The 23,503-nt window shown below is 61.8% G+C and carries 23 protein-coding genes; 13 read left to right on the top strand and 10 right to left on the bottom strand.

From position 1 onward, the window contains the following. Positions 1-59 precede the first annotated feature (59 nt). From AC4LFW_RS20495 to AC4LFW_RS20465, 7 genes are all read left to right on the top strand, one after another. Positions 60-2,021 (top strand): dynamin family protein, encoded by a 1,962-nt coding sequence (locus tag AC4LFW_RS20495; RefSeq protein WP_491821602.1) that lies wholly within the window; start codon positions 60-62, stop codon positions 2,019-2,021. A gap of 79 nt (positions 2,022-2,100) precedes the next feature. After that, positions 2,101-3,240: a homoserine O-succinyltransferase MetX gene (metX, locus tag AC4LFW_RS20490; RefSeq protein ID WP_491821600.1), complete on the top strand. Its 1,140-nt coding sequence runs from the start codon at positions 2,101-2,103 to the stop codon at positions 3,238-3,240. 9 nt (positions 3,241-3,249) lie between these two features. Beyond that, positions 3,250-3,849: a methionine biosynthesis protein MetW gene (metW, locus tag AC4LFW_RS20485; protein ID WP_491821598.1), complete on the top strand. Its 600-nt coding sequence runs from the start codon at positions 3,250-3,252 to the stop codon at positions 3,847-3,849. Positions 3,850-3,871: 22 nt separating this feature from the next. Beyond that, positions 3,872-4,291, top strand: coding sequence for a DUF4426 domain-containing protein (locus AC4LFW_RS20480; protein ID WP_491821596.1), 420 nt, complete (start codon positions 3,872-3,874; stop codon positions 4,289-4,291). After that, entirely contained in the window at positions 4,288-4,884 is a 597-nt protein-coding gene (rdgB, locus tag AC4LFW_RS20475) for an RdgB/HAM1 family non-canonical purine NTP pyrophosphatase (protein ID WP_491821594.1), read from the top strand. Before AC4LFW_RS20480 ends, rdgB begins: the two co-directional genes overlap by 4 nt. Continuing rightward, positions 4,881-6,068, top strand: a complete 1,188-nt coding sequence (gene hemW, locus AC4LFW_RS20470) for a radical SAM family heme chaperone HemW (protein ID WP_491821592.1) — start codon at positions 4,881-4,883, stop codon at positions 6,066-6,068. The genes rdgB and hemW overlap by 4 nt, the downstream gene beginning before the upstream one ends. Positions 6,069-6,076: 8 nt before the next feature. Next, positions 6,077-6,400 carry a DUF3392 domain-containing protein gene (locus tag AC4LFW_RS20465; protein WP_491821590.1) on the top strand — a complete coding sequence of 108 codons (324 nt, stop codon included), beginning with the start codon at positions 6,077-6,079 and terminating at the stop codon, positions 6,398-6,400. A 1-nt stretch (position 6,401) separates the two neighbouring features. Here the strand turns inward: AC4LFW_RS20465 and AC4LFW_RS20460 are convergent, their stop codons facing one another. Next, positions 6,402-6,770: a DUF5064 family protein gene (locus AC4LFW_RS20460; protein WP_491821588.1), complete on the bottom strand. Its 369-nt coding sequence runs from the start codon at positions 6,768-6,770 to the stop codon at positions 6,402-6,404. Between the two features lie 195 nt (positions 6,771-6,965). Between AC4LFW_RS20460 and arcD the strand changes: the two genes are divergently transcribed. The 4 genes from arcD to arcC all read left to right on the top strand — a co-directional run bounded on the left by arcD (position 6,966) and on the right by arcC (position 11,758). After that, positions 6,966-8,393 carry an arginine-ornithine antiporter gene (arcD, locus tag AC4LFW_RS20455; RefSeq protein WP_491821586.1) on the top strand — a complete coding sequence of 476 codons (1,428 nt, stop codon included), beginning with the start codon at positions 6,966-6,968 and terminating at the stop codon, positions 8,391-8,393. Positions 8,394-8,490: 97 nt separating this feature from the next. Further along, the gene (gene arcA, locus AC4LFW_RS20450) at positions 8,491-9,747 is read left to right on the top strand and encodes an arginine deiminase (RefSeq protein ID WP_491821585.1); all 1,257 of its coding nucleotides are present in this window, start codon (positions 8,491-8,493) and stop codon (positions 9,745-9,747) included. Between the two features lie 46 nt (positions 9,748-9,793). After that, on the top strand, positions 9,794-10,804 hold the full coding sequence (locus AC4LFW_RS20445; protein ID WP_491821583.1) for an ornithine carbamoyltransferase: 1,011 nt from the start codon (positions 9,794-9,796) through the stop codon (positions 10,802-10,804). Positions 10,805-10,852: 48 nt separating this feature from the next. Next, complete coding sequence (arcC, locus tag AC4LFW_RS20440; RefSeq protein ID WP_491821581.1) at positions 10,853-11,758, top strand: carbamate kinase; 906 nt, start codon at positions 10,853-10,855, stop codon at positions 11,756-11,758. A gap of 61 nt (positions 11,759-11,819) precedes the next feature. Here arcC and AC4LFW_RS20435 read toward each other — a convergent pair whose 3' ends face one another. The 5 genes from AC4LFW_RS20435 to AC4LFW_RS20415 all read right to left on the bottom strand — a co-directional run bounded on the left by AC4LFW_RS20435 (position 11,820) and on the right by AC4LFW_RS20415 (position 15,657). Continuing rightward, on the bottom strand, positions 11,820-13,157 hold the full coding sequence (locus AC4LFW_RS20435; protein ID WP_491821579.1) for a DUF1329 domain-containing protein: 1,338 nt from the start codon (positions 13,155-13,157) through the stop codon (positions 11,820-11,822). A 175-nt stretch (positions 13,158-13,332) separates the two neighbouring features. Continuing rightward, complete coding sequence (gene trmB / locus AC4LFW_RS20430; protein ID WP_491821577.1) at positions 13,333-14,043, bottom strand: tRNA (guanosine(46)-N7)-methyltransferase TrmB; 711 nt, start codon at positions 14,041-14,043, stop codon at positions 13,333-13,335. Positions 14,044-14,100: 57 nt separating this feature from the next. After that, positions 14,101-14,895 (bottom strand): thiazole synthase, encoded by a 795-nt coding sequence (locus tag AC4LFW_RS20425; RefSeq protein ID WP_491821575.1) that lies wholly within the window; start codon positions 14,893-14,895, stop codon positions 14,101-14,103. Between the two features lie 82 nt (positions 14,896-14,977). Further along, on the bottom strand, positions 14,978-15,178 hold the full coding sequence (thiS, locus tag AC4LFW_RS20420; RefSeq protein ID WP_491821573.1) for a sulfur carrier protein ThiS: 201 nt from the start codon (positions 15,176-15,178) through the stop codon (positions 14,978-14,980). A 104-nt stretch (positions 15,179-15,282) separates the two neighbouring features. Next, a complete protein-coding gene (locus AC4LFW_RS20415; RefSeq protein ID WP_491821571.1) occupies positions 15,283-15,657 on the bottom strand; it encodes a DUF423 domain-containing protein in 375 nt (124 codons plus the stop codon). A 71-nt stretch (positions 15,658-15,728) separates the two neighbouring features. Between AC4LFW_RS20415 and mtgA the strand changes: the two genes are divergently transcribed. Continuing rightward, complete coding sequence (gene mtgA / locus AC4LFW_RS20410; protein ID WP_491822211.1) at positions 15,729-16,472, top strand: monofunctional biosynthetic peptidoglycan transglycosylase; 744 nt, start codon at positions 15,729-15,731, stop codon at positions 16,470-16,472. Positions 16,473-16,694: 222 nt separating this feature from the next. Continuing rightward, complete coding sequence (locus AC4LFW_RS20405; protein ID WP_491821569.1) at positions 16,695-19,256, top strand: hybrid sensor histidine kinase/response regulator; 2,562 nt, start codon at positions 16,695-16,697, stop codon at positions 19,254-19,256. Between the two features lie 69 nt (positions 19,257-19,325). On the opposite strand, the gene rpoH is transcribed toward AC4LFW_RS20405, so the two are convergent. From rpoH to ftsY, 4 genes are all read right to left on the bottom strand, one after another. Continuing rightward, entirely contained in the window at positions 19,326-20,180 is an 855-nt protein-coding gene (gene rpoH, locus AC4LFW_RS20400; RefSeq protein ID WP_491821567.1) for an RNA polymerase sigma factor RpoH, read from the bottom strand. A gap of 111 nt (positions 20,181-20,291) precedes the next feature. Beyond that, complete coding sequence (ftsX, locus tag AC4LFW_RS20395; protein WP_491821565.1) at positions 20,292-21,302, bottom strand: permease-like cell division protein FtsX; 1,011 nt, start codon at positions 21,300-21,302, stop codon at positions 20,292-20,294. Further along, complete coding sequence (gene ftsE / locus AC4LFW_RS20390; RefSeq protein ID WP_491821563.1) at positions 21,299-21,970, bottom strand: cell division ATP-binding protein FtsE; 672 nt, start codon at positions 21,968-21,970, stop codon at positions 21,299-21,301. The genes ftsX and ftsE overlap by 4 nt, the downstream gene beginning before the upstream one ends. Beyond that, the gene (gene ftsY / locus AC4LFW_RS20385) at positions 21,967-23,304 is read right to left on the bottom strand and encodes a signal recognition particle-docking protein FtsY (protein WP_491821561.1); all 1,338 of its coding nucleotides are present in this window, start codon (positions 23,302-23,304) and stop codon (positions 21,967-21,969) included. Before ftsY ends, ftsE begins: the two co-directional genes overlap by 4 nt. Between the last annotated feature and the right edge of the window lie 199 nt (positions 23,305-23,503).

The raw sequence follows: 23,503 nt of genomic DNA, 5'->3' as shown, positions 1-23,503 counted from the left end.
GACCCGCACCGGGCGACTGGGATAATCGCCCGCTTACGCCTTTCAGGAAACAGACGATCATGGAACGACTCGACCGGCAGGTGGATGCCTACGTCACCTGGAAGCGCGAACTGATACGTGAAATCACCCGCTACCGCAGCTGGCTCGCCCACAACCGACTCACGTCGGAGACGGTAGATGCCAGACTCGAGCGCGGGCTCAAGCTGTTGCGCACCGACCATATCACCCTTGCGTTTGTGGGCGAGTTCTCTCGCGGCAAGACCGAACTCATCAACAGCCTGTTCTTTGCCGAGTATGGTCAACGGATCCTGCCCTCCAGAGCAGGGCGAACCACCATGTGTCCGACCGAGCTGTTCTACGACCCGCGCTCGGATCGCTCCTACATACGCCTGCTGCCGATCGAATCGCGTCTTGAAGACATCAGCATTGCGCAGCTCAAGCGCAACCCGCGCCTCTGGTTGAACCTGCCGCTGGACACGACGAACCCGGAGGGGATGGCCGAGGCCTTCAATCAGGTCGCATCCACCAAGTCGATGCCGGTTGAGCAGGCCGTCCAGCTCGGCTTTAACCCGGACGCGCTGGAAGACGCAAGCACGCCCGGCGAAGTAATGGTGCCGGCCTGGCGCCACGCCATGGTGAACTTCGATCATCCGCTGCTCAGGCAAGGCCTGCGGGTTCTGGACACCCCTGGGCTAAACGCGTTGGGCAGCGAGCCCGAGCTGACCCTTTCGATGTTGCCTAATGCGCAGGCGATCATCTTTCTGCTCTCGGCCGACACGGGAGTGACCGCCAGCGACATGAACATCTGGCAGCAGCACATCCGCCAAATCGGGGATGGCGGCCGCAACCGTCTGTTCGCCGTACTGAACAAGATCGACGTGCTCTGGGACGATGTGTCAGGCGAAGCATTCGTGCAGACCGCTATCGAGCAGATCCAGGCCAGCACTGCCCATCAGCTCGGCATCACCACCCATGACGTCCTCCCACTGTCCGCCAAGCAGGCGCTACTGGCCAGGATTCGCGGTGACCAGGCCTTGTTCCAACGCAGTCGACTGGTGGCGCTCGAGCAACTGCTCTGTGACCGAATCCTCGCGCAAAAGGAGCATTTGCTGGAACAGCAGGTAGTGCGCCAGGTCCTGGCACTGCTGCAGAACAGTCAGCAGATCCTCAGCCAGCGCCTGGCCAAGGTGCGCGAGCAGTGCGAATTGCTGGACAGTCATCGTCAGGACAACGGCCAGCTGCTCATCGAGCTGACCGCCCGCACCCGCCACGACCACAACCAACACCACAAGCGCCTGCTGCAGCTGAAAACCAATCAGCGTCTGCTGCAACGCCAAGGCGAGCTGCTGAGCTCGACCGTACGCGCCGAACGCCTTGAAGAGCACCTCACCCGACTGCGCCGCAGCCTGACCGGCAGCCTGACCACGCTGGGCATCAACCTCAGCATTCTTCATTTCTTTCGCTCAGTGGAGCAGGACCTGGGCACCCTGGAGCAGGAAGCTGCGCTGGCGAACAAGATGGTTTCGGCGATATACCGACGTCACAACGAAGAAAATCCCCTGCATGGCGTCGACACCCCGCTGTTCCGTCTGGCGCCGTACCAGAAGGAACTCAAGGGCCTGCAGAGCAAGGCTGACGAGTTCCGCCTGCAACTCAAGACGCTGCTCACCGAGCAGCGCACCCTGACCCGACGCTTCTTCGCAACCCTTGTGCAGGAGGTGGTGGCGATGCATCAGCGACTACGCCAGGAAGCCGAGCAGTGGGCAGGCGAAGCGCTGATGCCTCTGATGCAGCATTCGCTGGAGCACAAGCAACAGCTTGAAGCCCATATGCTGCGCCTGAAGAGCCTGGCCCAGGACAGCCAGCAGAGCAGCCAGCGCGGTCGCCTGCTGGCGCGTTACAGCCACGAACTCGAGCAGCAACTGGCCCAGGCCAGCGAAATGCTGCGGCTGTTGCGGCGGCCCGCACCGATCCGTCGCCAGGGCAAGGTCGTCAGCCTTACCAGTGCCAGCCTGGGCTGACCTCTGTTGCGATTGAGGATGAATTGAGGCGCGCTAACCTTTAGACTTTGCCGCCTTCTTCCAGTACGAGCCAGGGTCGATGCCCACTGCTATTCCAGCCGATTCCGTTGGTCTGGTGAGTCCGAAGGTCGCGCATTTTGCCGAGCCGCTGGCGCTTGCCTGCGGCCGCACGCTTGCCGGCTACCAGCTGATCTACGAGACCTACGGCCAATTGAACCCGTCGCGCAGCAACGCCGTGCTGATCTGCCATGCGTTGTCTGGTCATCACCATGCCGCCGGCTTCCACGATGCCGAAGACCGCAAACCCGGCTGGTGGGATAGCTGCATCGGTCCCGGCAAGGCAATCGATACGGACCGCTTCTTCGTCGTGAGCCTGAACAATCTAGGCGGATGCAACGGATCGACCGGCCCCAGCAGCGACAATCCTGCTACCGGCAAACCCTACGGTGCCGATTTCCCGGTGGTCACGGTAGAGGACTGGGTCAACAGCCAGGCGCGCCTGGCCGACCTGCTGGGCATCGAGCAGTGGGCAGCCGTAGTCGGCGGCAGCCTCGGTGGCATGCAGGCTATGCAATGGACGATGAGCTACCCGGAGCGTGTGCGCCATTGTGTTGCGATCGCCTCGGCACCAAAGCTCTCGGCCCAGAACATCGCATTCAACGAGGTCGCACGCCAGGCCATCCTGTCCGACCCGGAATTCCACGGCGGCCACTTCCTGGAACAAGGGGTCATTCCCAAGCGCGGCCTGATGCTGGCGCGAATGGTCGGCCATATCACCTACCTGTCCGATGACGCCATGGGCACCAAGTTCGGGCGCGGCCTCAAAAGCGAAAAGTTGAACTACGACTTCAACAGCGTCGAGTTCCAGGTTGAAAGCTACCTTCGCTACCAGGGCGAGGAGTTTTCCGGGCGCTTCGATGCGAACACCTATCTTCTGATGACCAAGGCGCTGGACTACTTCGATCCGGCGGCAGCCTACGATGACAACCTTGCCAAGGCCCTGTCGACGGCCAAGGCGGACTTCTGTGTCATCTCGTTCACCACCGATTGGCGCTTCTCCCCGGAGCGCTCCCATGAGATCGTCGATGCGCTGATGGCGGCACGCAAGAACGTCTGCTACCTGGAGATCAATGCACCCCAGGGCCACGATGCCTTCCTGATTCCGATCCCCCGCTATCTGCAGGCCTTTCGCGGCTATATGAACCGAATCGTCGTATAAGGAACCCAAATGCGCGCCGACCTGGAAATCATCCAAGACTGGATACCGGCAGGAAGCCGCGTACTCGACCTCGGCTGTGGCAACGGTGACCTGCTGGCCTGGCTGCGGGACACCAAGCAGGCAAGCGGCTACGGCCTGGAGATCGATCCTGACAACATCGCTGCCTGCATCGAGAAGGGCGTCAACGTCATCGAGCAGGATCTGGACAAAGGCCTCGGCAACTTCGCCAGCAACAGCTTCGATATTGTCGTCATGACCCAGGCCCTCCAGGCCGTCCATTACCCGGACGAGTTGCTGCGGGAAATGCTCAGGGTCGGCCGCGAATGCATCATTACCTTTCCTAATTTCGGCCACTGGCGGTGCCGCTGGTACCTGGCCAGCAAGGGCCGGATGCCAGTATCCGAATTTTTGCCCTACACCTGGTACAACACCCCGAACATCCACTTCTGCACCTTCGAGGACTTTGAGCGGTTGTGCCGGGAACTGGATGCGAAGGTGCTCGAGCGGCTGGCTGTCGACCGTCATCACAAGCATGGCGTGGCGAGCCGTTTGTGGCCAAACCTGATTGGCGAAATCGGCATTTACCGTGTCACAGGCGCTGTTCGATGACTTCTAACGCTGGAGAGAGACCATGAGATCTAGCCTGATATGCCTGCTCACCCTGCTGCTTGCACTGCCAGCAATGGCTGAGCGCAAACACAGCGTCGGTGAATATGATGTGCACTATATCGCCTTCAATTCCGGCTTCCTGCAGCCCGACATCGCTGCCGCTGCAGGCCTGGTGCGCAGCAAGACCCAGGGCGTAGTCAACATTGCCGTGCTCAAGTCCGGCAGGCCGACAGCAGCTCAGGTCCGCGGCTCGGTCAGGAACCTGCTCGGTCAGGATTATCCGCTGAGCTTCAAACAGCTCAAGGAAGGCGAGGCTATCTATTACCTCGCACAGTTTCCCTTCGAATCCCGGGAAACCCTGCGTTTCACCGTGAACGTCCAGCCCGTAGGCGCACCTGCGATCGATTTCGACTTCAGCCAAGAATTCTTCCCGGACGAATGATGCCTTTTACAGAACTGGTACTGGCCAGCCACAACGCCGGCAAGCTCAAGGAGCTCCAGGCCATGCTGGGCGACGCCATCCGCGTCCGCTCGATTGGCGAGTTCAGCGCTATCGAACCGGATGAAACCGGACTTACCTTCGTCGAGAACGCCATTCTCAAGGCGCGCAACGCGGCGCGGATCTCCGGTTTGCCTGCGCTGGCAGACGACTCCGGCCTGGCGGTCGATTACCTGGGCGGCGCGCCGGGCATCTATTCGGCGCGCTACGCGGACGGCCAGGGTGACGCGGCGAACAATGCCAAACTGCTCGATGCCCTGAAAGACGTGCCGGACGCCGAGCGTGGCGCGCAGTTCGTCTGCGCCCTGGCACTGCTGCGGCATGCCGACGACCCCCTGCCGATCCTCTGCGAAGGACTCTGGCAGGGCCGCATCCTGCACAGCGCCCGGGGTGAGCAGGGCTTCGGTTATGACCCCCTGTTCTGGGTGCCGGAGCGCGACTGTTCCAGCGCCGAGCTGACGCCGCAGGACAAGAACCGGCTCAGCCACCGCGCCCGCGCCATGGCCCTGCTCAAACAGCGGCTGGGGATCGCATGACCGCAGTCTCCAACGGCGGCGCTTCCGAGCCACCTGCGGTATCGCCTCTGCAGCTGCCACCCCTGTCAGCCTACGTACATATCCCCTGGTGCGTGCGCAAATGCCCCTATTGCGATTTCAATTCCCACGCCGCTGGCCCGGTCCTGCCTGAAGACGCTTATGTCGAAGCGCTGCTGGCCGACCTGGATGCGGATCTGGAGCAAACCCAGAACCGCCCGCTGACTTCGATCTTCTTTGGTGGAGGCACGCCAAGCCTGTTCTCGGCCAGCGCGCTGGCGCGAATACTCGATGGGCTGCATCGGCGGGTCGGCTTTGCCAGCGATATCGAGATTACCCTGGAAGCCAACCCAGGCACCTTCGAGCAGGCGAAGTTTCGCGACTATCGCAGCCTCGGGATCAACCGGCTGTCCATCGGCGTGCAGAGCTTCCAAGCTGAAAAACTGAAGTCGCTCGGGCGTATCCATGACGGCGACGAAGCGGTCCGGGCGGCGGATATGGCACGCGCGGCGGGCTTCGACAACTTCAACCTCGACCTCATGCATGGGCTGCCAGAGCAGAGCCTGGATGACGCGTTGAGCGACCTGCGCATCGCCATTGCCCAGCAACCGACGCATCTGTCCTGGTATCAACTTACGGTCGAGCCAAACACCGAGTTCTGGAGCAAGCCCCCCCGATTGCCGGAAGACGAAACCCTGTGGGACATCCAGGAGGCCGGCCAGGCACTGCTCGCCGAGCATGGCTACGCCCAGTACGAAACCTCGGCCTACGCACAGCCTGGCCGGCAGGCGCGGCACAACTTCAATTACTGGACATTTGGTGATTTCCTCGGTCTAGGCGCCGGCGCGCATGGCAAATCGACCAGGGCGAACGGTGAAATCTTTCGCCATTGGAAGACCCGCCTTCCAAAAGACTACCTGGACCCGACAAAGCGCTTCCGTGCTGGCGAAAAGCGGCTCGAGCGGGAAGAAATTCCCTTTGAATTTCTGATGAACGTGTTGCGCCTCACTGAAGGCGTGCCGTCAGCGCTGTTTACTGAGCGCACCGGTTTTTCGCCTGACCTGCTGGCCAGCGGGCGGTGTGAGGGCGAAGCGCGAAGCCTGCTGGAGCGCGACCCCAATCGCCTGGTCGCCACGCCCAAAGGCCAGCTGTTTCTCAACGATCTGCTGCAACTTTTCCTGCCCTAAGGACCCGCATGGACCTCCTACTCGACCTCATCGCCACCCTGTCGCGCTGGAGCCGGCACCACCTGTTCGACATTTCCCTGGCGATCATGGCCACCCTCTTTGTGCTCTTCGGGCCAGCACTCAACGGCTGGGTGCAGAAGAACATCGGCGGGCTCAATTTCATCCTTCGCACCCTCGCCTTCGTCATCTTCTGCGCCCTGGTCTACGGCCTCGGCATCATCTACCTGACGCCATGGCTGGCCAAGGGACTGGCGCAGTTCAACAACTACACGCTGGCCCCCGTACTGCTGCTGGTGCTGTTCATCGTCGGTGTAGTGGCCGACCGCAACTGACTCAGGGACTGCTGTCGTTCAAAAAACGATCCAGATCCACCGGCTCGCCGGGCATGCCGTGCAGCTGGTCGCGCAGGTCCTCGAATAACGGATCGTAAACAGCATGGAACCCGAACAGGACGTCCCGGTGCAGGTGCAGCCCATGCTTGCGCAAGCATTGCCCAATGCGCTGCAGAAAATTGAATGCCACGTCGCGGTGCATCGAAAAACGGTCATCGACGGGCGTTTGATCGACTTGCCCGTGCAGGTGAAAGCAAGCCCATTCCGGCTTAGGGTCCGATCCCTCGACGTGGTAGTCGAGGATCAGGTGGTAGCCGGGAAAGGCTGACGATGCCGGTCGGCTGACTTCCGCATGACCCGGTGTGAACATAGATCCCCCCTCTTGTTTCTACGCCATGCACAGCGTCTAGAACGGGGCTTCCCGGCGCATGGCGTATTGCCTTGGTAGCCGCTTTCATCCTGACACCGCCCTCCTCGATCTTTCTTGACGCCTGTCATAACCGCTTCCCGGATGTAGGCATTCAATTACCCCAGCTACTCGCGATCCATTGAAGGAGACAGGGTCATGGCTGGACATCCGAAACAACTGAAACTCAGTGCGCTAGTGGCACTGGTCGTGGGCTCGATGATCGGAGGCGGAATCTTCTCGCTGCCGCAGAACATGGCCGCGAGCGCGAGTGCCGGCGCCATCCTTGTCGGCTGGGCCATCACTGCTGTGGGCATGCTGAGCCTGGCCTTCGTCTTTCAGAACCTGGCCAACCGAAAGCCTGAGCTTGATGCCGGCGTGTATGCCTATGCCAAGGCCGGCTTCGGCGACTACATGGGGTTTTCTTCCGCCTGGGGCTACTGGATCAGCGCCTGGATCGGCAACGTCAGCTACTTCGTCCTGCTATTCAGCACCCTCGGCTATTTTTTCCCCATGTTTGGCGAGGGCAACACCCTGTCAGCCATCCTCGGCGCGTCTCTGGTGCTCTGGAGCGTGCACTTGCTGGTGCTGCGCGGCATCCAGCAGGCAGCGTTCATCAACCTCATCAGTACGATCGCCAAGATAGTGCCGTTGCTACTCTTCATCCTGATTGCAGCGGTGGCGTTCCGTCTGGACATCTTCACAGCCGACTTCTGGGGCAGTGGAAATCCTGAACTCGGCAGCGTCATGCAGCAGGTGCGCAGCATGATGCTGGTCACTGTGTGGGTATTCATTGGCATTGAGGGCGCCAGTGTCTACTCGGCCCGTGCGCAACGCCGCAGCGATGTCGGTAAGGCGACAGTGATCGGCTTCATTACCGTGCTGGCACTGCTGGTACTGGTGAACGTGCTGTCGATGGGGATCATGAGCCAGCCGGAGCTGGCCGGGCTGAAGAACCCTTCGATGGCCGGCGTGCTGGAGCAGGTGGTCGGTCGCTGGGGCGCAATACTGATCAGCGCAGGGCTGGTGATATCACTGGCCGGGGCCTTGCTGTCCTGGACCCTGCTGTGCGCCGAGATCCTTTTCGCAGGCGCACGTGACCACACCATGCCGGGTTTCCTGCGCAAGGAAAACGCCAATCATGTTCCGGTCAATGCGCTGTGGCTGTCCAACGGGCTGATCCAGCTGTTCCTGATCATCACCCTGTTCAGCGCCTCCACGTACCTGAGCCTTCTGTATCTGGCCACCTCCATGATCCTGGTGCCGTACTTCTGGTCCGCAGCCTACGCCTTGCTGGTCGGCATTCGCGGCGATGGCTATGCAGGCAATGCCGGGGACCGGCGCAAGGACCTGTTGGTATCGGCCATCGCAACGCTCTATGCGCTGTGGCTGGTCTACGCCGGCGGCATCCAGTACCTGCTGCTCTCCGCCCTGCTTTACGCCCCGGGTGTGCTGCTGTTCGCCAAGGCCAAGCGTGAGCTCGGCCAGCCCGTATTCAGTGCGCTGGAAAAGCTGATCTTTGCCGCGGTACTGGTCGGTGCTGCAGTCGCTGCCTACGGCCTCTACGACGGATTCCTCTCGCTGTAATCCGGGGCCACCACCCGGGTAAATCTCGATCGCTGCCACAAGCAGTGGCGAGCCAACGAGCACCTACAGGTGCGAAGACTTGATAGGAGAAGTTGTCATGACCCCGCAACCGCGTGAGCTGGGCGTCCATTCCGAAGCCGGGAAACTGCGCAAGGTGATGGTCTGCTCGCCGGGCCTGGCCCACCAGCGCCTGACGCCAACCAACTGTGACGAGCTGCTGTTCGACGATTTGCTCTGGGTGAACCAGGCCAAGCGCGACCATTTCGACTTCGTTACCAAGATGCGTGAACGGGGCGTCGAGGTCCTGGAAATGCACAACCTGCTGACCGATACGGTAAGCAACCCCGAGGCCCTGAAATGGATACTCGACCGAAAAATCACGGCCAACCAGGTCGGTATCGGGCTGCAGGACGAGGTGCGATGCTGGCTCGAGGAGCAACAGCCCCGACAGCTCGCCGAATACCTGATCGGGGGCGTCTCGGGCAGTGACTTGCCGGGCACCCGCAGCGGTGAAATCGTCAGTCTGTTCCGTGACTTTCTCGGTCACTCCAGTTTCATCCTGCCGCCCTTGCCCAACACCCTGTTCACCCGTGATACCAGCTGCTGGATTTATGGCGGCGTGTCCCTCAATCCCATGCACTGGACCGCGCGCCGCCAGGAGACCCTGCTCACCGCTGCGATCTATCGTTTCCATCCGCAGTTCGCCGGGCAGGACTTCAAGGTCTGGTATGGCGACCCTGAACTCGACCACGGTCTTGCGACGCTGGAGGGCGGCGACGTGATGCCGATCGGCAAGGGTGTGGTCCTGATCGGAATGGGCGAGCGCTCCTCACGTCAGGCCATCGGTCAATTGGCGCAGTCCCTGTTCCGTCATGGCGCAGCCGAACGCGTCATCGTCGCGGGCCTGCCACGCTCACGCTCGGCGATGCATCTGGACACCGTATTCAGCTTCTGCGACCGCGACCTGGTGACTATCTACCCCGAGGTCGTGCACGGCATCGTTGCGTTCAGCCTGCGGCCCGACGAGAGCAAGCCGGGCGGCATCGATCTGCGTCGCGAAAAAGCAGGATTCGTCGAAGTTGTCGCCGAGGCGTTGGGCCTGCCAGCCCTGCGCACCGTGGCGACCGGAGGCGACAGCTACGAGGTCGAACGCGAGCAGTGGGACGACGGTAACAATGTGGTCGCGCTCGAGCCCGGCGTGGTTATTGGCTACGACCGCAACACCTTTACCAACACGCAGCTGCGCAAGGCCGGAGTCGAGGTAATCACCATCAGCGCGGGTGAACTGGGCCGAGGCCGTGGCGGCGGTCATTGCATGACCTGCCCGATCGTGCGTGACCCACTCGACTACTGATCGCCGCGCCCGACAGCAACCGGCCCGCAACCTGAGGATTTCAACCATGGCTTTCAACATCCACAACCGTAGCCTGCTCAGCCTGATGCACCATAGCGAACGCGAGCTGCGCTATCTGCTCGACCTGTCCCGCGACCTCAAGCGCGCCAAGTACACCGGAACCGAACGCCAGCATCTGAAAGGCAAGAACATCGCGCTGATATTCGAAAAGACCTCGACCCGTACCCGCTGCGCCTTCGAGGTAGCCGCCTATGATCAGGGCGCCAATGTCACCTATATCGACCCGAACTCTTCGCAGATCGGCCACAAGGAAAGCATGAAGGACACCGCCCGCGTGCTCGGGCGCATGTATGACGCCATCGAATACCGCGGCTTCAAGCAGGAGATCGTCGAGGAACTGGCGCGCTACGCCGGGGTGCCGGTCTACAACGGGCTCACCGACGAATATCACCCCACCCAGATGATCGCCGACGTGCTGACCATGCGCGAACACAGCGACAAGCCGCTGCACCAGATCAGCTACGCCTACCTCGGGGACGCGCGCAACAACATGGGCAATTCGCTGCTCCTGATCGGGGCGAAGCTCGGGATGGACGTACGTATTGCCGCTCCGCGCGCGCTCTGGCCGAGCGAAGCGCACATCAAGGCATGCCGGGAGTTCGCCGAGCAGAGCGGCGCTCGGCTGTTGCTCACCGAGGACCCGACCGCTGCCGTGGCAGGCGTCGATTTCGTTCATACCGATGTCTGGGTATCGATGGGCGAACCGGTCGAAGCCTGGGCCGAACGCATCGAGCAGCTTCTGCCCTATCAGGTGAATGCCGGGCTGATGCAGGCGACGGGTAATCCACGCACCAGATTCATGCACTGCCTGCCGGCGTTCCACAACAGCGAGACCAAGATTGGCAGGGAGATCGCGGCCCAATACCCGCACCTGGCCAACGGCATCGAGGTGACCGAAGAAGTGTTCGAGTCGCCAGCCTGCATCGCGTTCGAACAGGCCGAAAACCGTATGCACACCATCAAGGCGATTCTGGTCTCGACCCTTGCCGACATTTGAGCGGTAAAGCGCCCGGGTCTACTCGGGCGCTATCTGGAGGAAAACAGCATGCGTATCGTCATCGCTTTGGGTGGTAACGCCTTGCTTCGCAGAGGCGAGCCGCTAACGGCGGAAAACCAGCGTGAGAACGTCCGGACTGCCTGCGCTCAGATTGCACGAATCGCCCCGGGCAATGAACTGGTCGTTGCTCACGGCAACGGACCACAAGTCGGTTTGCTCGCGCTTCAGGGCGCGGCATACAAAGAGGTTCCGGGTTATCCGCTGGATGTCCTTGGCGCGGAAACCGAAGGCATGATCGGCTATATCATCGAGCAGGAGCTGGGCAATATGCTCCCGTTCGAAATGCCCTTCGCCACCTTGCTGACCCAGGTGGAGGTGGACCCGAGCGACCCGGCCTTCAGCCAGCCGAGCAAGCCAATCGGACCGGTCTACAGCCGGGAGGAAGCAGAGCGATTGGCTCGCGAAAAGGGCTGGACCATCGCAGCGGACGGGGACCGATTCCGCCGCGTGGTGCCAAGCCCCAGGCCGAAGCGAATCTTCGAGATTCGCCCGATCCGCTGGCTACTGGAAAAGGGCAGTGTGGTGATCTGCGCCGGAGGCGGGGGCATTCCGACCGTATATGACCAGAACGGGAGGCTGCGCGGCATCGAAGCAGTGATCGACAAGGATTTGTGCAGCGCGCTGCTTGCCGAGCAGCTCGAGGCGGACCTGCTGGTAATCGCGACAGATGTCGATGGCGCCTACCTGGATTGGGGAACACCGCAGCAGCGACGCATCGACCAGGCGCATCCTGATGAACTCGAACGCCTAGGCTTCGCCGCGGGCTCGATGGGACCGAAGGTACAGGCGGCCTGCGAGTTCGCTCGCAACACAGGCAAGGTTGCAGTGATCGGGTCGCTTGGGGAAATTGACGCCATCGTACGGGGGCGTGCCGGAACGCGGGTCAGCCTGTGACCAGGCGGCTCCCGCGCAGGTCGGACAGAGGCGCCCGAGGGCGCCTCTGTGATTCACACCGCTAGTTGCCACCCCGCCGCAAAGCCGCAGGCGAGAAATCGCGCGGGCTGAGCTTGGCTTCGAAATCGTACATCGGCTCGTTGTTGTCCAGGCCGTCGACGAAGTAGTTGCCATCCTTGAGGTGGTAGAGCGTTTCGACCGTGCTGTTGAACATCGGCACATCGTAATAGCTGATCGGGTGGCTTTCCTGCAGTCCGATCAACTCCCCCTGCTCGTCGTACAGGTCCACGGCGAGAATCGACCAGCTGTCCTCGTCGATGTAGAAACGACGCTTGTCGTAGGGATGACTGAATCCCTTGCGCAGGGTCGCGTCGACTACCCAGACCCTGTGCAATTCGTAGCGCAACAGGTCGGGGTTCAAGGTCTGAGGACCGACGATATCGTCGTAGGAGATGCCCTTCTGGTGAATCGCATAGCTGTTGTACGGCATCAGCATCTCGCGCTTGGCCACCAGCGACCACTCGTAGCGGTCCGGCGCGCCATTGAACGAATCCACCACGTCGGCCGTGGCCAAACCGCTCGTATCGGGCTGTAGCGAATCATAGGCGAGCGATGGCAGGCGCCGCACCCGGCGATCGGCCGGGCTGTAGCGCCAGGCCTTGCGCACGGCAAGCACCTGATCCAGCGGATCCTGAACCACCAGGGCGGTGCCGGACAGCTTGGCCGGCGCAGTGACCCGGTACTTGTAGTACAGCGAGGTGTTCTCCAGGTCGGCCTGGCTCATGCCCTCGCGGTTATAGACGTAATAGATATGGCGGTCGCGTTTGATGTAGGTCGGACGGCCGTTGATGACGACGGCCTGATTGTTGACGAAATGAGTCTGATCGCCCTTGTAGTGCAGGACATGATTCCAGATCACTTCCATCCCGGTCTGCGGAATCGGAAACGGAATTCCGGCCGAGGCACCCTTGATGCCGTTGCCATTGGCGATCAGCTCCGCGTTGACCGCGTTCAGCCGCGTGGCGTCGTAGATACGCTGCGGATTGGCAGCACTGCGGCGCGATGGGAAGACCCGCAGGTAGAAATCAGGGTGTCGCTCGATCAGTGCTCGCAGCCCCTCCGGCAACAGCGCAGCGTATTCGGCAAGGTTGCTGCGGTCGACTCGGTAGAGCACCGGATCGGCTGCGTAGGGATCAGGGTGATGCATGCCCGGCTCATAGCCGGCGGGCGGCTCGACGCCGCCGGTCCAGGCGGGGATCGTTCCGGTGGCATTGGCGGCGCGTTCGGCACCCAGTGGAGTCAGGTCCTGCCCCAGGCGTACGGCCTGGGCGTCATCGACTTTGGCGAAGGCATGGCTGGCGCAGGCCGCCAGCAACAGAGTTGCGAATTTCCTATACATTGTCTTTTGCTCCTTGCTGCGCAACGGGCGCGCGGCAGCTGACGGCCCCTGCCAGTAGGAAGGGGCACTCGTGAGGCGTTGGGGATCGGGCCTTCCTGGCGTTCCGCTCTTTTCAGATCTTCCCTGGGCCGTTGCGACGGCTCTAGTAGGCGCTCCAGGGCGCCTGTGCTCTCTATCAGTCGATACGCTCGAACTTGAGGTCCCAGACACCATGCCCCAAGCGCTCACCACGACGCTCGAACTTGGTGGTCGGGCGTTCCTCTGGCCGCTCGACGTATTGCCCGTTGGCGGCCTGGTTGCGAAACCCGGGCGCGACGCTCATGACGTCGAGCATGTGCTCCGCATAGGCTTCCCAGTCGGTTGCCATGTGTAGCACGCCGCCAATCCTGAGTTTTTGCCGGACCAGCTCGGCAAATGCGGGCTGGACGATGCGCCGCTTGTGGTGGCGACTTTTGTGCCAGGGATCGGGAAAGAACAGCAATACGCGGTCCAGGCTCGAATCGGCGACACATTCACGCAGTACTTCCAGTGCATCGCAACTGTAGACCCGCACGTTGTTTAGATTTTGTGACAAAAGTCCGTTAAGCAGCGCCCCCACGCCGGGTGAATGTACTTCCACGCCAATGAAGTCGTGATCAGGAGCCGCGGCAGCCATTTCCAGCGTGGAATGCCCCATGCCAAATCCGATCTCAAAGGTTCGCGGCGCCTGTCGGCCAAACGCCTGATCGAAATCGCACAGCCCATCGGCCAGTTCGAGACCGAAGCGCGGCCAGCCCTGATCCAGACCACGCTGCTGGCCCTCGGTCATGCGCCCGGCACGCATGACAAAGCTTTTGATGGTGCGCATGCGACGCTGACCATCGGCCGGAGAGGAAATGTCACTCATGAACAGACCTGTAGATAAGGCGACCGCGCCAGGCATGGCGCGGCCAAAAGGAGAGTGCTAGCGAATCAGGCCTTCGAGGGGCGACGAAGCGCTGGCATAGAGTTTCTTGGGCATGCGCCCCGCCAGGTAGGCCAGACGACCCGCGTCGATTGCGTACTTCATGGCTTCGGCCATCAGCACCGGATTCTGCGCATGGGCAATGGCGCTGTTCATCAGCACCGCCTCGCAACCGAGCTCCATGGCGATGGTGGCGTCGGATGCAGTGCCGACACCGGCGTCAACCAGAACCGGAACCCTGGCCTCCTCGAGAATGATGCGAAGGTTATAGGGATTGCAGATACCAAGCCCCGTTCCGATCAGGCCAGCCAGCGGCATCACCGCAATGCAGCCCATCTCTGCCAGTTGGCGCGCGATGATCGGGTCGTCGCTGGTGTAGACCATAACGTCGAAGCCATCCTTGACCAGAATCTCGGCGGCCTTGAGGGTTTCGATGACGTTAGGGAAGAGGGTCTTCTGGTCGGCCAGCACTTCCAGTTTGACCAGCTTGTGGCCATCGAGCAGCTCTCGCGCCAGACGGCAGGTCCGCACCGCTTCATCGGCGTCATAGCAGCCGGCGGTGTTGGGCAGGATGGTATAGCGATCCGGCGAAATGACGTCCAGCAGGTTGGGCTCATCGGGGTTCTGGCCGATGTTTGTGCGGCGCACCGCCACAGTGACGATCTCGGCCCCCGAAGCCTCGATCGCGGCGCGGGTTTCGTCGAGGTCCTTGTACTTGCCGGTGCCCACCAGCAGGCGCGACTGATAAGTGCGGCCGGCAAGTGTGAATGGTTTGTCGTGCGGAACTGGGCTCATGCGACCATCCTGTTCAGATGTAATGAAGCGAGAAATACGCCGCTGCACGGGCGACGCCGATAATGTCGATGCGGTGGAGTCCTTAGCCGCCACCAATGGCATGCACGACTTCGATCTGGTCACCTTCGGCCAGAACCGTTGTCGCATGCTGGCTACGCGGGACGATATCGCGGTTGAGTTCGACCGCCAGCCGGCGCCCAGTCAGCTCCAGGCGCTGCAGCAGATCGGCCACCGACTGACCGTCAGGGAGCTCATAGCGCTCGCCGTTCAACTGAATGTGCATTAGTGACTGCCACCATTGCGAAAGGGCCCGCATTCTAGCCCGATCGACTCCATCGACCAAGGCAGCCGCCGCCACCATTCATCCCTGGCCACACGCGCATCAGATCAGACCCGCAGGTTCCAGGCGGCCAGTATCAGGCAGATCCAACCAGCGAGAAACGCCGTGCCGCCAAACGGGGTAATGATTCCAAGCTTGCCGATACCTGTCAGGGTCAACAGGTAGAGGCTGCCGGAGAACAGCACGATCCCCAGCACAAACAGTCCTCCAGCCGCGCCTAACAGGCGACTCGGGACATGCAGGGCGAGCAAGGAAACACCGATCAGCGCCAGCGCATGGATCAGCTGGTAGTGCACGCCGGTCTGAAACACGGCCAGATAGTCGGCGCCAAGGCGGCTCTTCAGACCGTGGGCGGCAAACGCGCCCAGCGCGACACCCGTGAGGCCGAAGAATCCGGCAAGCAAGAGAAACGAACGAATCATTCGGAGGGCTTCCGGTCAGGGAGTAGATGCCCCGTTATAATGCCCATTCTCTCTGGTTGCGACCACGCCCGATGCTCCGAGCCCTGCTACGCCGACTCACCAAACTGCTCATAGGGCTGGTTGCGCTTTCCGTTCTGCTGGTTCTTGTATTGCGCTGGGTGCCGCCGCCTTTCACTGCGCTGATGGTCGAACGCAAGATCGAATCATGGATCGATGGTGAAAGCATCGATCTGCAACGCAGCTGGCGGCCCTGGAAAGAACTGCCGGACGACCTCAAGATGTCTGTCATCGCGGCTGAGGACCAGAAGTTCGCTGATCATTGGGGCTTCGATATCGCAGCGATTCGCGCCGCATTGGAGCATAACGAGCGCGGCGGCTCGTTACGGGGTGCCAGCACCCTCAGCCAGCAGGTGGCGAAGAATCTCTTTCTCTGGTCTGGGCGCAGCTGGTTGCGCAAGGGGCTGGAAGTCTGGTTTACCGCCTGGATAGAGCTGTTGTGGCCAAAACAGCGAATCCTGGAGGTCTATCTCAACAGCGTCGAATGGGGAAGCGGTGTCTTTGGTGCCGAAGCGGCCTCGCAACATCACTTCGGCATCGGCGCACCTTATCTGTCCGCCAGCCAGGCCAGCCAGCTGGCTGCCGTCCTGCCAAACCCGCGCGAGTGGAATGCCGGCCGACCCGGCCCGCATGTGCGCAGGCGCGCTGGCTGGATTCGCCAGCAGGTGAGGCAGCTGGGCGGCAGTCACTATCTCGGCAAGCTGCGCCCGCACAAGATTCCGGGCAGTGGCTTTTGGGAATCCCAGAAAGACAACTGAACCCCCGGCGCACGTGCTGCCCAAGCCTCCCCAGTGCGGTGAGCCGGGTCAGTTGACCCAGGACAGCTTGCCGCCACCGGCGCAGGCTTACAGTGGCCTGACGGAGCGTTATGGCAGTGCGCCACCCCAGGGGTTAAGCTCGTCGCCTACACAGCGGTACTAATTCCGTAAGGTGCAGTACCCTTCTCCTCCTTCGCCAAAAGAGCGCACGGCAGCGAACGCATGAGCGAAACTGAGACCGCAGACAGCACACCCGTCAGCCACGTCCGGCAACTGCTTACCTGGCGTAACAGCGCTGCCTGGTTAGTGCTGGCCTTTGCCTTGCTGGTCGGTCTCGTCGTGCTTCAGCATCTGCGCGCGAACGAAGAGCGCGCGGCCAGCCAGCAATTCGCGTATCTGACCGAAGAGGCAGCAGAAGCCATCGGCAAGCGCCTGGTCAACCATGAACAGATCCTGCTGGGCGCAGCGGGCCTGTTCGATGTCAACGCCCGCGTCTCACGTGAGCAATGGCGTGCCTATAACGAGCGCCTTGCGCTGGCGACACGCTTTCCCGGCATTCTGGGCGTGGGCTTTGCGGAGGCCGTGCGGCCCGAGCAGCGCGCGGCCCACGTTGAGAGCGTACGTCAGGAAGGATTCAACGACTACGCCATAACCCCAAGCGGTGAACGTGCGTTCTACACCCCCATCCGGTACCTGGAACCCTTCAGCGGACGTAACCTCGCCGCCTTCGGCTACGACATGTTCTCCGAGCCGATCCGCCGGCAAGCCATGCAGGCGGCGGCCGAATCGGGTCAGACCCGGATGACCGGCAAGGTAACGTTGCGCCAGGAAACCCATGGCGAGGTACAGGCGGGCGTGCTGATGTACGTCCCTCTGTACCGCGCCGGCGAGCCCACCAGCACGCCTGAACAGCGCTTGCAGGCCCTCGATGGCTTCGTTTACAGCCCCTACCGTATGGGCGACCTGATGCGTGGCATTCTTGGCGCCTCGGATCTGAACTTGAGCCTGCGTATCTATGCCGGCCCGCAGGAGCAGGCTGAGCAGCTGCTCTTTGCCAGCCAGGATAACGAACGCGACCAGCCGGCACGCTACAGCCGCGTCATCCGGCTCGACCTCTACGGACAGACATGGACATTGCGCCTGGAAAGTCTGCCGGAATTCGACAGTTTCTATCACGGCAACGACGGCCTGGTGATCGCCCTTGGCATAGGCTTCAGCCTGCTGCTGTTCTTCCTGATCGCTTCACTGTCCGTCCGGCGAGCTCGCGCCGAGGCACTGGCGCAACGGATGACCGAGGATATCCGCGAGAACAGACGTGCGCTGCAACTCAGCGAAGAACGCCTGAGCCTGGCCTTGAAAGGCAGCAACGATGGCTTGTGGGACCTGAACCTGGACGCCGGGTCGTTCTACGCGTCCTCGCGCGCCTGGCACATGCTCGGCTACCGTCCCGGTGAACTCGACTCGGATCTGAAGTTGTGGGAGCGAGCCCTGGTCCCGGAGGACCTGCCCCAGGCCAAGGCACAGCTGGCAAAAACCATGCTTTCGCCAGTTGACCAGTTCACTACCGAGCTTCGCTTCAGACACAAGAACGGCAAGGTGATACCCGTCCTCGTGCGCGGCTACATCCAGCGCGACCGGGACGGCCAGCCGTTGCGCATCAGCGGCACCAGCATGGACCTGACCGAGCACAAGCGCATCGAGCAGTTGAAGGATGACTTCGTATCTACCGTCAGCCATGAACTGCGCACACCACTGACCTCGATCAGCGGCGCACTGGGCCTGATAACCGGCGGCGCGCTGGGAGAGATTCCAGAGGCCATGCGGCAGATGCTGGAGATTGCCCATCGCAACAGCTTGCGCCTTGGCCATCTGATCAATGATCTGCTCGACATGGAAAAGATTGCTGCCGGCAAGATGGCGTTCGACATGCGTGAGCACTCGTTGCGGCGTGTACTGGACGAAGCCCTGGCCTGCAATCAGGCATTCGCCACCCAGCTGGGCGTGAACTGCGTGTTGCGCAACGCGGCGAATGTCAACGTGTGGGTCGACGATCTGCGCCTGCAGCAGGTGCTGAACAACTTCCTCTCCAATGCCATCAAATACACCCCGGAAGGCGGCGAAGTCAGCGTGCACTGCAACGCGACCGGCAATGGCAACATACGGATCAATGTCACCGATCAAGGCCCCGGCATATCGCCTGGCTTCCGGTCTCGCGTATTCGAGAAATTTGCCCAGGCGGACGCGTCGGATAGCCGTCAGAAAGGCGGGACGGGCCTTGGGTTGGCCATCTCCAAGGAATTCATCGAGCGCATGGGCGGCCGGGTCGGTTTCGATACCGCTGCAGGCGAGGGGACCACGTTCTGGTGTGAGCTGCCCATCCTGGAAAATTCGACACTAACCCAGGACCACGGCCAGCTGCGCCTGCTGGTGGTCGAAGACGAACCGGACACCGGCCGCCTCTTGCACCTCATGCTCAGCGACGCCGGGTATTCGGTCGACAGGGTACAGAGCCTGCATGCTGCACGGATCAAGCTGGCCGATATTCGTTACGAAGCCATGACCCTGGACCTCCACCTGCCTGATGGTGGCGGGCGCGAGCTGATCGACGAGGTGCGCAACAACCCTGCCACGCGGGACCTGCCGATCATCGTGATCACCGCCGCCAGCCAGTTCGAGCGACAGGACGATGATCATGCCATCAGCTGGCTACACAAACCCATCAGCGCCGCACAGCTGCTGATCGCGCTGTCCGATGCGCTGGAAAGGGCCAGACCACACCCCTAGGCAGCCAATGCATGCTGCCGACAAAAAAAGGCGCTGCAGGGCTGCAGCGCCTCTGGGTGGAACTCGCTGTCAGGCCTGGATAGAGCCCTTGAGCTTGTTCATCGCGTTCTTTTCCAGCTGCCTGATGCGCTCGGCAGACACGCCATATTTGGCTGCCAGGTCATGCAAGGTGGCCTTGTTATCGTTCAGCCAGCGCTGTTGGAGAATGTCCCGGCTACGTTCGTCGAGCGACTCCAGCGCCTCATGCAGGCTTGAGTTGGAGCTATCGCTCCAGTCGGCATCCTCCAGCTGGCGGGCCGGATCGTAACGATGGTCCTCCAGATAATGCGCCGGGGACTGGTAGGCACTGTCGTCATCAGCGTCAGCCGAGGGGTCGAATGCCATGTCATGCCCGGTCAGACGACTTTCCATTTCGCGTACTTCGCGGGCCTCAACGCCAAGGCTGTCGGCGACTCGCTCCACTTCCTCGTTGTTAAGCCAGGCCAGACGCTTCTTCTGGCTGCGCAGATTGAAGAAGAGTTTGCGCTGCGCCTTGGTCGTGGCGACCTTGACGATACGCCAGTTGCGCAGGATGAACTCGTGAATCTCGGCCTTGATCCAATGCACCGCAAAGGACACCAGACGAACGCCCATCTCCGGATTGAAACGTTTCACGGCCTTCATCAAGCCGACGTTGCCTTCCTGGATCAGGTCGGACTGAGCCAGACCATAACCCGAGTAGCTACGAGCGATGTGCACCACGAATCGCAGGTGGGCAAGAACCATCTGGCGAGCGGCCTCAAGATCCTGCTGATAAAACAGGCGCCCAGCCAGTTCGCGCTCCTGCTCGACCGTAAGCAGCGGAATGCTGTTGACCGTCTGCACATAAGCCTCGAGATTGCCTCCCGGGACCAGCGCTTGAACAGGTTGCAGAGAAGTTGTCATGCAGTTCCTCCGATAATGAAGCTGCAGCAGTTTAGCACTGCCGAGTCAGACTGCAAGCCTGCAGAAAAGTTCCACAGGCTTCCTGAAAACCCCTTATATAACAACTAGTTATCAACGAGGAGCAAGCTCGCTCAGGTGGCGGGCCACGGCCAGCCAGGCGCCGATGTAACCCAGCAGCAAGGCGCCAAGCACCAGCGACAGGCCATCTTCGGTCGGCACCCCGGCCAGGCCGAAATCGCTGCCGTAGAGCCCGGCCAGACCTACTACCGCCTCATTGAGCCACCCCAGGCCATAGGCCAGCAGGGCCCAGGCAATCAGACCGGCACCCAGCCCGTACAGCACACCCATATACAGAAACGGGCGACGAACATAACCGTCGGTTCCGCCCACCAGTTTGACTACCTCAATTTCGGTTCGCCGGTTCTCGATATGCAGGCGGATCGTATTACCGATTACCAGCAGCAGGGTTGCGATCAGCAGCAGGCTCAGGCCGAAGACGAAGCGATCGCCGAGCCTGAGGATTGCGGTCAGCCGTTCCACCCAGACCAGGTCCAGCTGCGCCTGCTCGACTCCGGGTAGTTCAGACAGGCGCTGACGCAGTGCTTCGAGATTGTCTCGATCCACCTCACTTGGGGTCACCAGGATCACGCCTGGCAAGGGGTTATCCGGCAGCTCGCGCAACGCCTCACCCAGACCGGACAATTGCTGAAATTCCTCCAGCGCCTGCTCGCGGCTGATCCAGCTGGCTTCCGACACATCCGGCATCGCCTGGATTTCCTCACGGAGTGCCTGCCCCTGCTGCGCATCGATATCCAGCTGCATGAACAGCGAGATCTGCGCTGCGCGTTGCCAGGAGCCACCAAGCCGCTCGACGTTGTCCAGCAACAGAGCCAGTCCCATGGGCAGGCTCAGGGCGACGGCCATGACCAGGCAGGTAAAGAAGCTGCCGATGGGCTGCTTCACCAGACGACGAATGCTGTCGACCATGCTGGCGCGGTGGCTTTCCAGCCACGCGTGGAACAACACCTTGAAGCCTGGCTCGTCGCTGGCGGGCTGCTCGGGCTTGCTGCGCACGCCACCGGCGCGCTCGACGGGATTCGGGTTCTGCTCAGGCGTACTCATCGGGCGGCCTCCCCGTCACCGATCAATCGGCCTCGCTGCAGCGTGAGCATGCGATGGCGCATCCGGGCAATAAGGGCCAGGTCATGACTGGCGATCAGCACGGTAGTGCCTAGGCGATTGATATCTTCGAAGACTCCCATGATTTCTGCGGCCAGTCGGGGGTCGAGGTTACCGGTTGGTTCGTCAGCGAGCAGCAGTGCCGGACGGTGAACCACGGCGCGTGCGATACCGACGCGCTGCTGCTGACCTGTGGACAGGTCGGACGGATATTGCAGAGCCTTGTCCTTCAGGCTGACGCGCTCCAGCGCGGTCATCACCCGCTGGCCTATCTCGCGCTTGCCAAGCCCAAGAATCTGCAGGGGCAGCGCGGCATTATCGAATACGGTGCGATCGAACAGCAGCTGGTGGTTCTGGAACACCACGCCGATCTGCCTACGCAGAAAGGGGATCTGCGCGTTGCCGATCCGTGACAGATCCTGTCCGGCGAGCAGCAGTTTGCCGCTGGTAGGCCGCTCCATTGCCAGAAGAAGGCGCAACAGCGTGCTCTTGCCGGCACCGGAATGTCCGGTGACGAAGAGAAACTCACCGCGCTGCACATGAAAGGAAAGTTCATGCAACCCGATATGGCCGTTGGGATAGCGTTTGCCGACCTGTTCGAATCGGATCATGACGAGGCCCCGCCCGCTCCCTTTTCAGCGAACAACGCATTGACGAATGCATCCGCCTCGAAGGTGCGCAGGTCGTCAATCCCCTCCCCGACACCGATATAGCGAATCGGCTTGCCGAACTGCTTGGCCAGGGCAAAGATCACGCCGCCCTTTGCGGTGCCATCGAGCTTGGTCAGCGCCAGCCCGGTGAGCTCGACAGACTGGTTGAATTGCTTGGTCTGGTTGATGGCGTTCTGCCCGGTACCGGCATCAAGCACCAGCAGGACTTCGTGGGGAGCGCTGTCGTCGAGCTTGCCCATCACCCGACGGACCTTCTTGAGCTCTTCCATCAGGTTGTCCTTGGTATGCAGACGGCCGGCGGTGTCGGCGATCAGCACGTCGATGCCTCGCGCCTTGGCGGCCTGCACCGCATCGAAGATCACCGACGCGGAGTCGGCTCCCGTATGCTGCGCGATCACCGCGATGTTGTTGCGCTCACCCCAGACCTGCAACTGCTCGACGGCCGCCGCGCGGAAGGTATCACCGGCCGCCAGCATGACTTTCTTGCCTTCCAGCTGCAGCTTCTTCGCCAGTTTGCCGATGGTGGTCGTCTTGCCGACGCCGTTTACGCCGACGACGAGAATCACGAAAGGTCGCTTGCTGCTATCTATCTGAAGCGGTTGCTCGACCGGCTTGAGCAGGCTGGCCAGTTCTTCCTGCAGCGCCTTGTACAACGCCCCACTGTCGGCCAGCTCCTTGCGCGATACCCGCCGCGCCAGGTTCTGCATGATCGCCGTGGTGGCCTCGACGCCGACATCGGCGGTCAGCAGGCGCGTTTCCAGCTCTTCGAGCAGATCGTCGTCGATGGCCTTCTTGCCCAGGAACAGACTGGCCATGCCCTCGCCAATGCTGGCGCTGGTCTTCGACAGGCCTTGCTTGAGCCGGGCGAAGAAGCCCAGCTTGGCTGGAGGCTCCTGTATGGCCGGTGCCGCGGCAGGCTCGACGGCAATCTCCGCGAGCAGCGGCGATTCGGGCACCTCTTCAGGCTGAACGAGTTCCGGTACAGGTTCGGGCTCGGGCTCGGTCCGCAGCCCTGCGTCCGGCTTGATCAGTGGTGCGACTTCCGCCTCCGTCTGGGCGGTCTCAGGCTCAGCGCGCCCGGACTCTTCGCGTGCCTGTGCCTCGTCGCGCGCTGCAGCATCGGGCTCGTCAGCGAACGGCTGGCTGTCTTCCAGCGGCTCGGCAGGCGGTGGCTCGGCCGCGGGAGCCTGCGGCTTCTTGCGCAGCCAGCCGAACAAGCCTTTCTTCTCGCCAGCCGCGGCCGGCGCCTTCTTATCGTCGTTGGAACCAAACATGGAGAAAATTTTCTCAAGAGGGCGATACGCCGGCGGCCACGCCACCGGCCAGACGGGCGCTATCCTAGCACTGAGCATCGGCCTTCGCTAAGCGTGGCCATCCGCCCCATCGTCTGCCGACGGGCAAGCGGGCCCCAGGCCTTTGCCCTGGCACCGAGGCCCCAGTACCATGACCTGCGTGTCCGCACCAGCCGGCGAC

This window comes from Stutzerimonas sp. C6.4V, assembly GCF_058536345.1.
Note: the sequence above shows the minus strand (reverse complement) of the source record. Positions and strands in the feature narration are given on the sequence as shown.

What these genes read in the sequence shown, in the direction of transcription:
- AC4LFW_RS20495 (WP_491821602.1), top strand. Translation starts at nt 60, where the DNA reads ATGGAACGACTCGACCGGCAGGTGGATGCCTACGTCACCTGGAAGCGC.
- metX (WP_491821600.1), top strand. Translation starts at nt 2,101, where the DNA reads ATGCCCACTGCTATTCCAGCCGATTCCGTTGGTCTGGTGAGTCCGAAG.
- metW (WP_491821598.1), top strand. Translation starts at nt 3,250, where the DNA reads ATGCGCGCCGACCTGGAAATCATCCAAGACTGGATACCGGCAGGAAGC.
- AC4LFW_RS20480 (WP_491821596.1), top strand. Translation starts at nt 3,872, where the DNA reads ATGAGATCTAGCCTGATATGCCTGCTCACCCTGCTGCTTGCACTGCCA.
- rdgB (WP_491821594.1), top strand. Translation starts at nt 4,288, where the DNA reads ATGATGCCTTTTACAGAACTGGTACTGGCCAGCCACAACGCCGGCAAG.
- hemW (WP_491821592.1), top strand. Translation starts at nt 4,881, where the DNA reads ATGACCGCAGTCTCCAACGGCGGCGCTTCCGAGCCACCTGCGGTATCG.
- AC4LFW_RS20465 (WP_491821590.1), top strand. Translation starts at nt 6,077, where the DNA reads ATGGACCTCCTACTCGACCTCATCGCCACCCTGTCGCGCTGGAGCCGG.
- AC4LFW_RS20460 (WP_491821588.1), bottom strand. Translation starts at nt 6,770, where the DNA reads ATGTTCACACCGGGTCATGCGGAAGTCAGCCGACCGGCATCGTCAGCC.
- arcD (WP_491821586.1), top strand. Translation starts at nt 6,966, where the DNA reads ATGGCTGGACATCCGAAACAACTGAAACTCAGTGCGCTAGTGGCACTG.
- arcA (WP_491821585.1), top strand. Translation starts at nt 8,491, where the DNA reads ATGACCCCGCAACCGCGTGAGCTGGGCGTCCATTCCGAAGCCGGGAAA.
- AC4LFW_RS20445 (WP_491821583.1), top strand. Translation starts at nt 9,794, where the DNA reads ATGGCTTTCAACATCCACAACCGTAGCCTGCTCAGCCTGATGCACCAT.
- arcC (WP_491821581.1), top strand. Translation starts at nt 10,853, where the DNA reads ATGCGTATCGTCATCGCTTTGGGTGGTAACGCCTTGCTTCGCAGAGGC.
- AC4LFW_RS20435 (WP_491821579.1), bottom strand. Translation starts at nt 13,157, where the DNA reads ATGTATAGGAAATTCGCAACTCTGTTGCTGGCGGCCTGCGCCAGCCAT.
- trmB (WP_491821577.1), bottom strand. Translation starts at nt 14,043, where the DNA reads ATGAGTGACATTTCCTCTCCGGCCGATGGTCAGCGTCGCATGCGCACC.
- AC4LFW_RS20425 (WP_491821575.1), bottom strand. Translation starts at nt 14,895, where the DNA reads ATGAGCCCAGTTCCGCACGACAAACCATTCACACTTGCCGGCCGCACT.
- thiS (WP_491821573.1), bottom strand. Translation starts at nt 15,178, where the DNA reads ATGCACATTCAGTTGAACGGCGAGCGCTATGAGCTCCCTGACGGTCAG.
- AC4LFW_RS20415 (WP_491821571.1), bottom strand. Translation starts at nt 15,657, where the DNA reads ATGATTCGTTCGTTTCTCTTGCTTGCCGGATTCTTCGGCCTCACGGGT.
- mtgA (WP_491822211.1), top strand. Translation starts at nt 15,729, where the DNA reads ATGCTCCGAGCCCTGCTACGCCGACTCACCAAACTGCTCATAGGGCTG.
- AC4LFW_RS20405 (WP_491821569.1), top strand. Translation starts at nt 16,695, where the DNA reads ATGAGCGAAACTGAGACCGCAGACAGCACACCCGTCAGCCACGTCCGG.
- rpoH (WP_491821567.1), bottom strand. Translation starts at nt 20,180, where the DNA reads ATGACAACTTCTCTGCAACCTGTTCAAGCGCTGGTCCCGGGAGGCAAT.
- ftsX (WP_491821565.1), bottom strand. Translation starts at nt 21,302, where the DNA reads ATGAGTACGCCTGAGCAGAACCCGAATCCCGTCGAGCGCGCCGGTGGC.
- ftsE (WP_491821563.1), bottom strand. Translation starts at nt 21,970, where the DNA reads ATGATCCGATTCGAACAGGTCGGCAAACGCTATCCCAACGGCCATATC.
- ftsY (WP_491821561.1), bottom strand. Translation starts at nt 23,304, where the DNA reads ATGTTTGGTTCCAACGACGATAAGAAGGCGCCGGCCGCGGCTGGCGAG.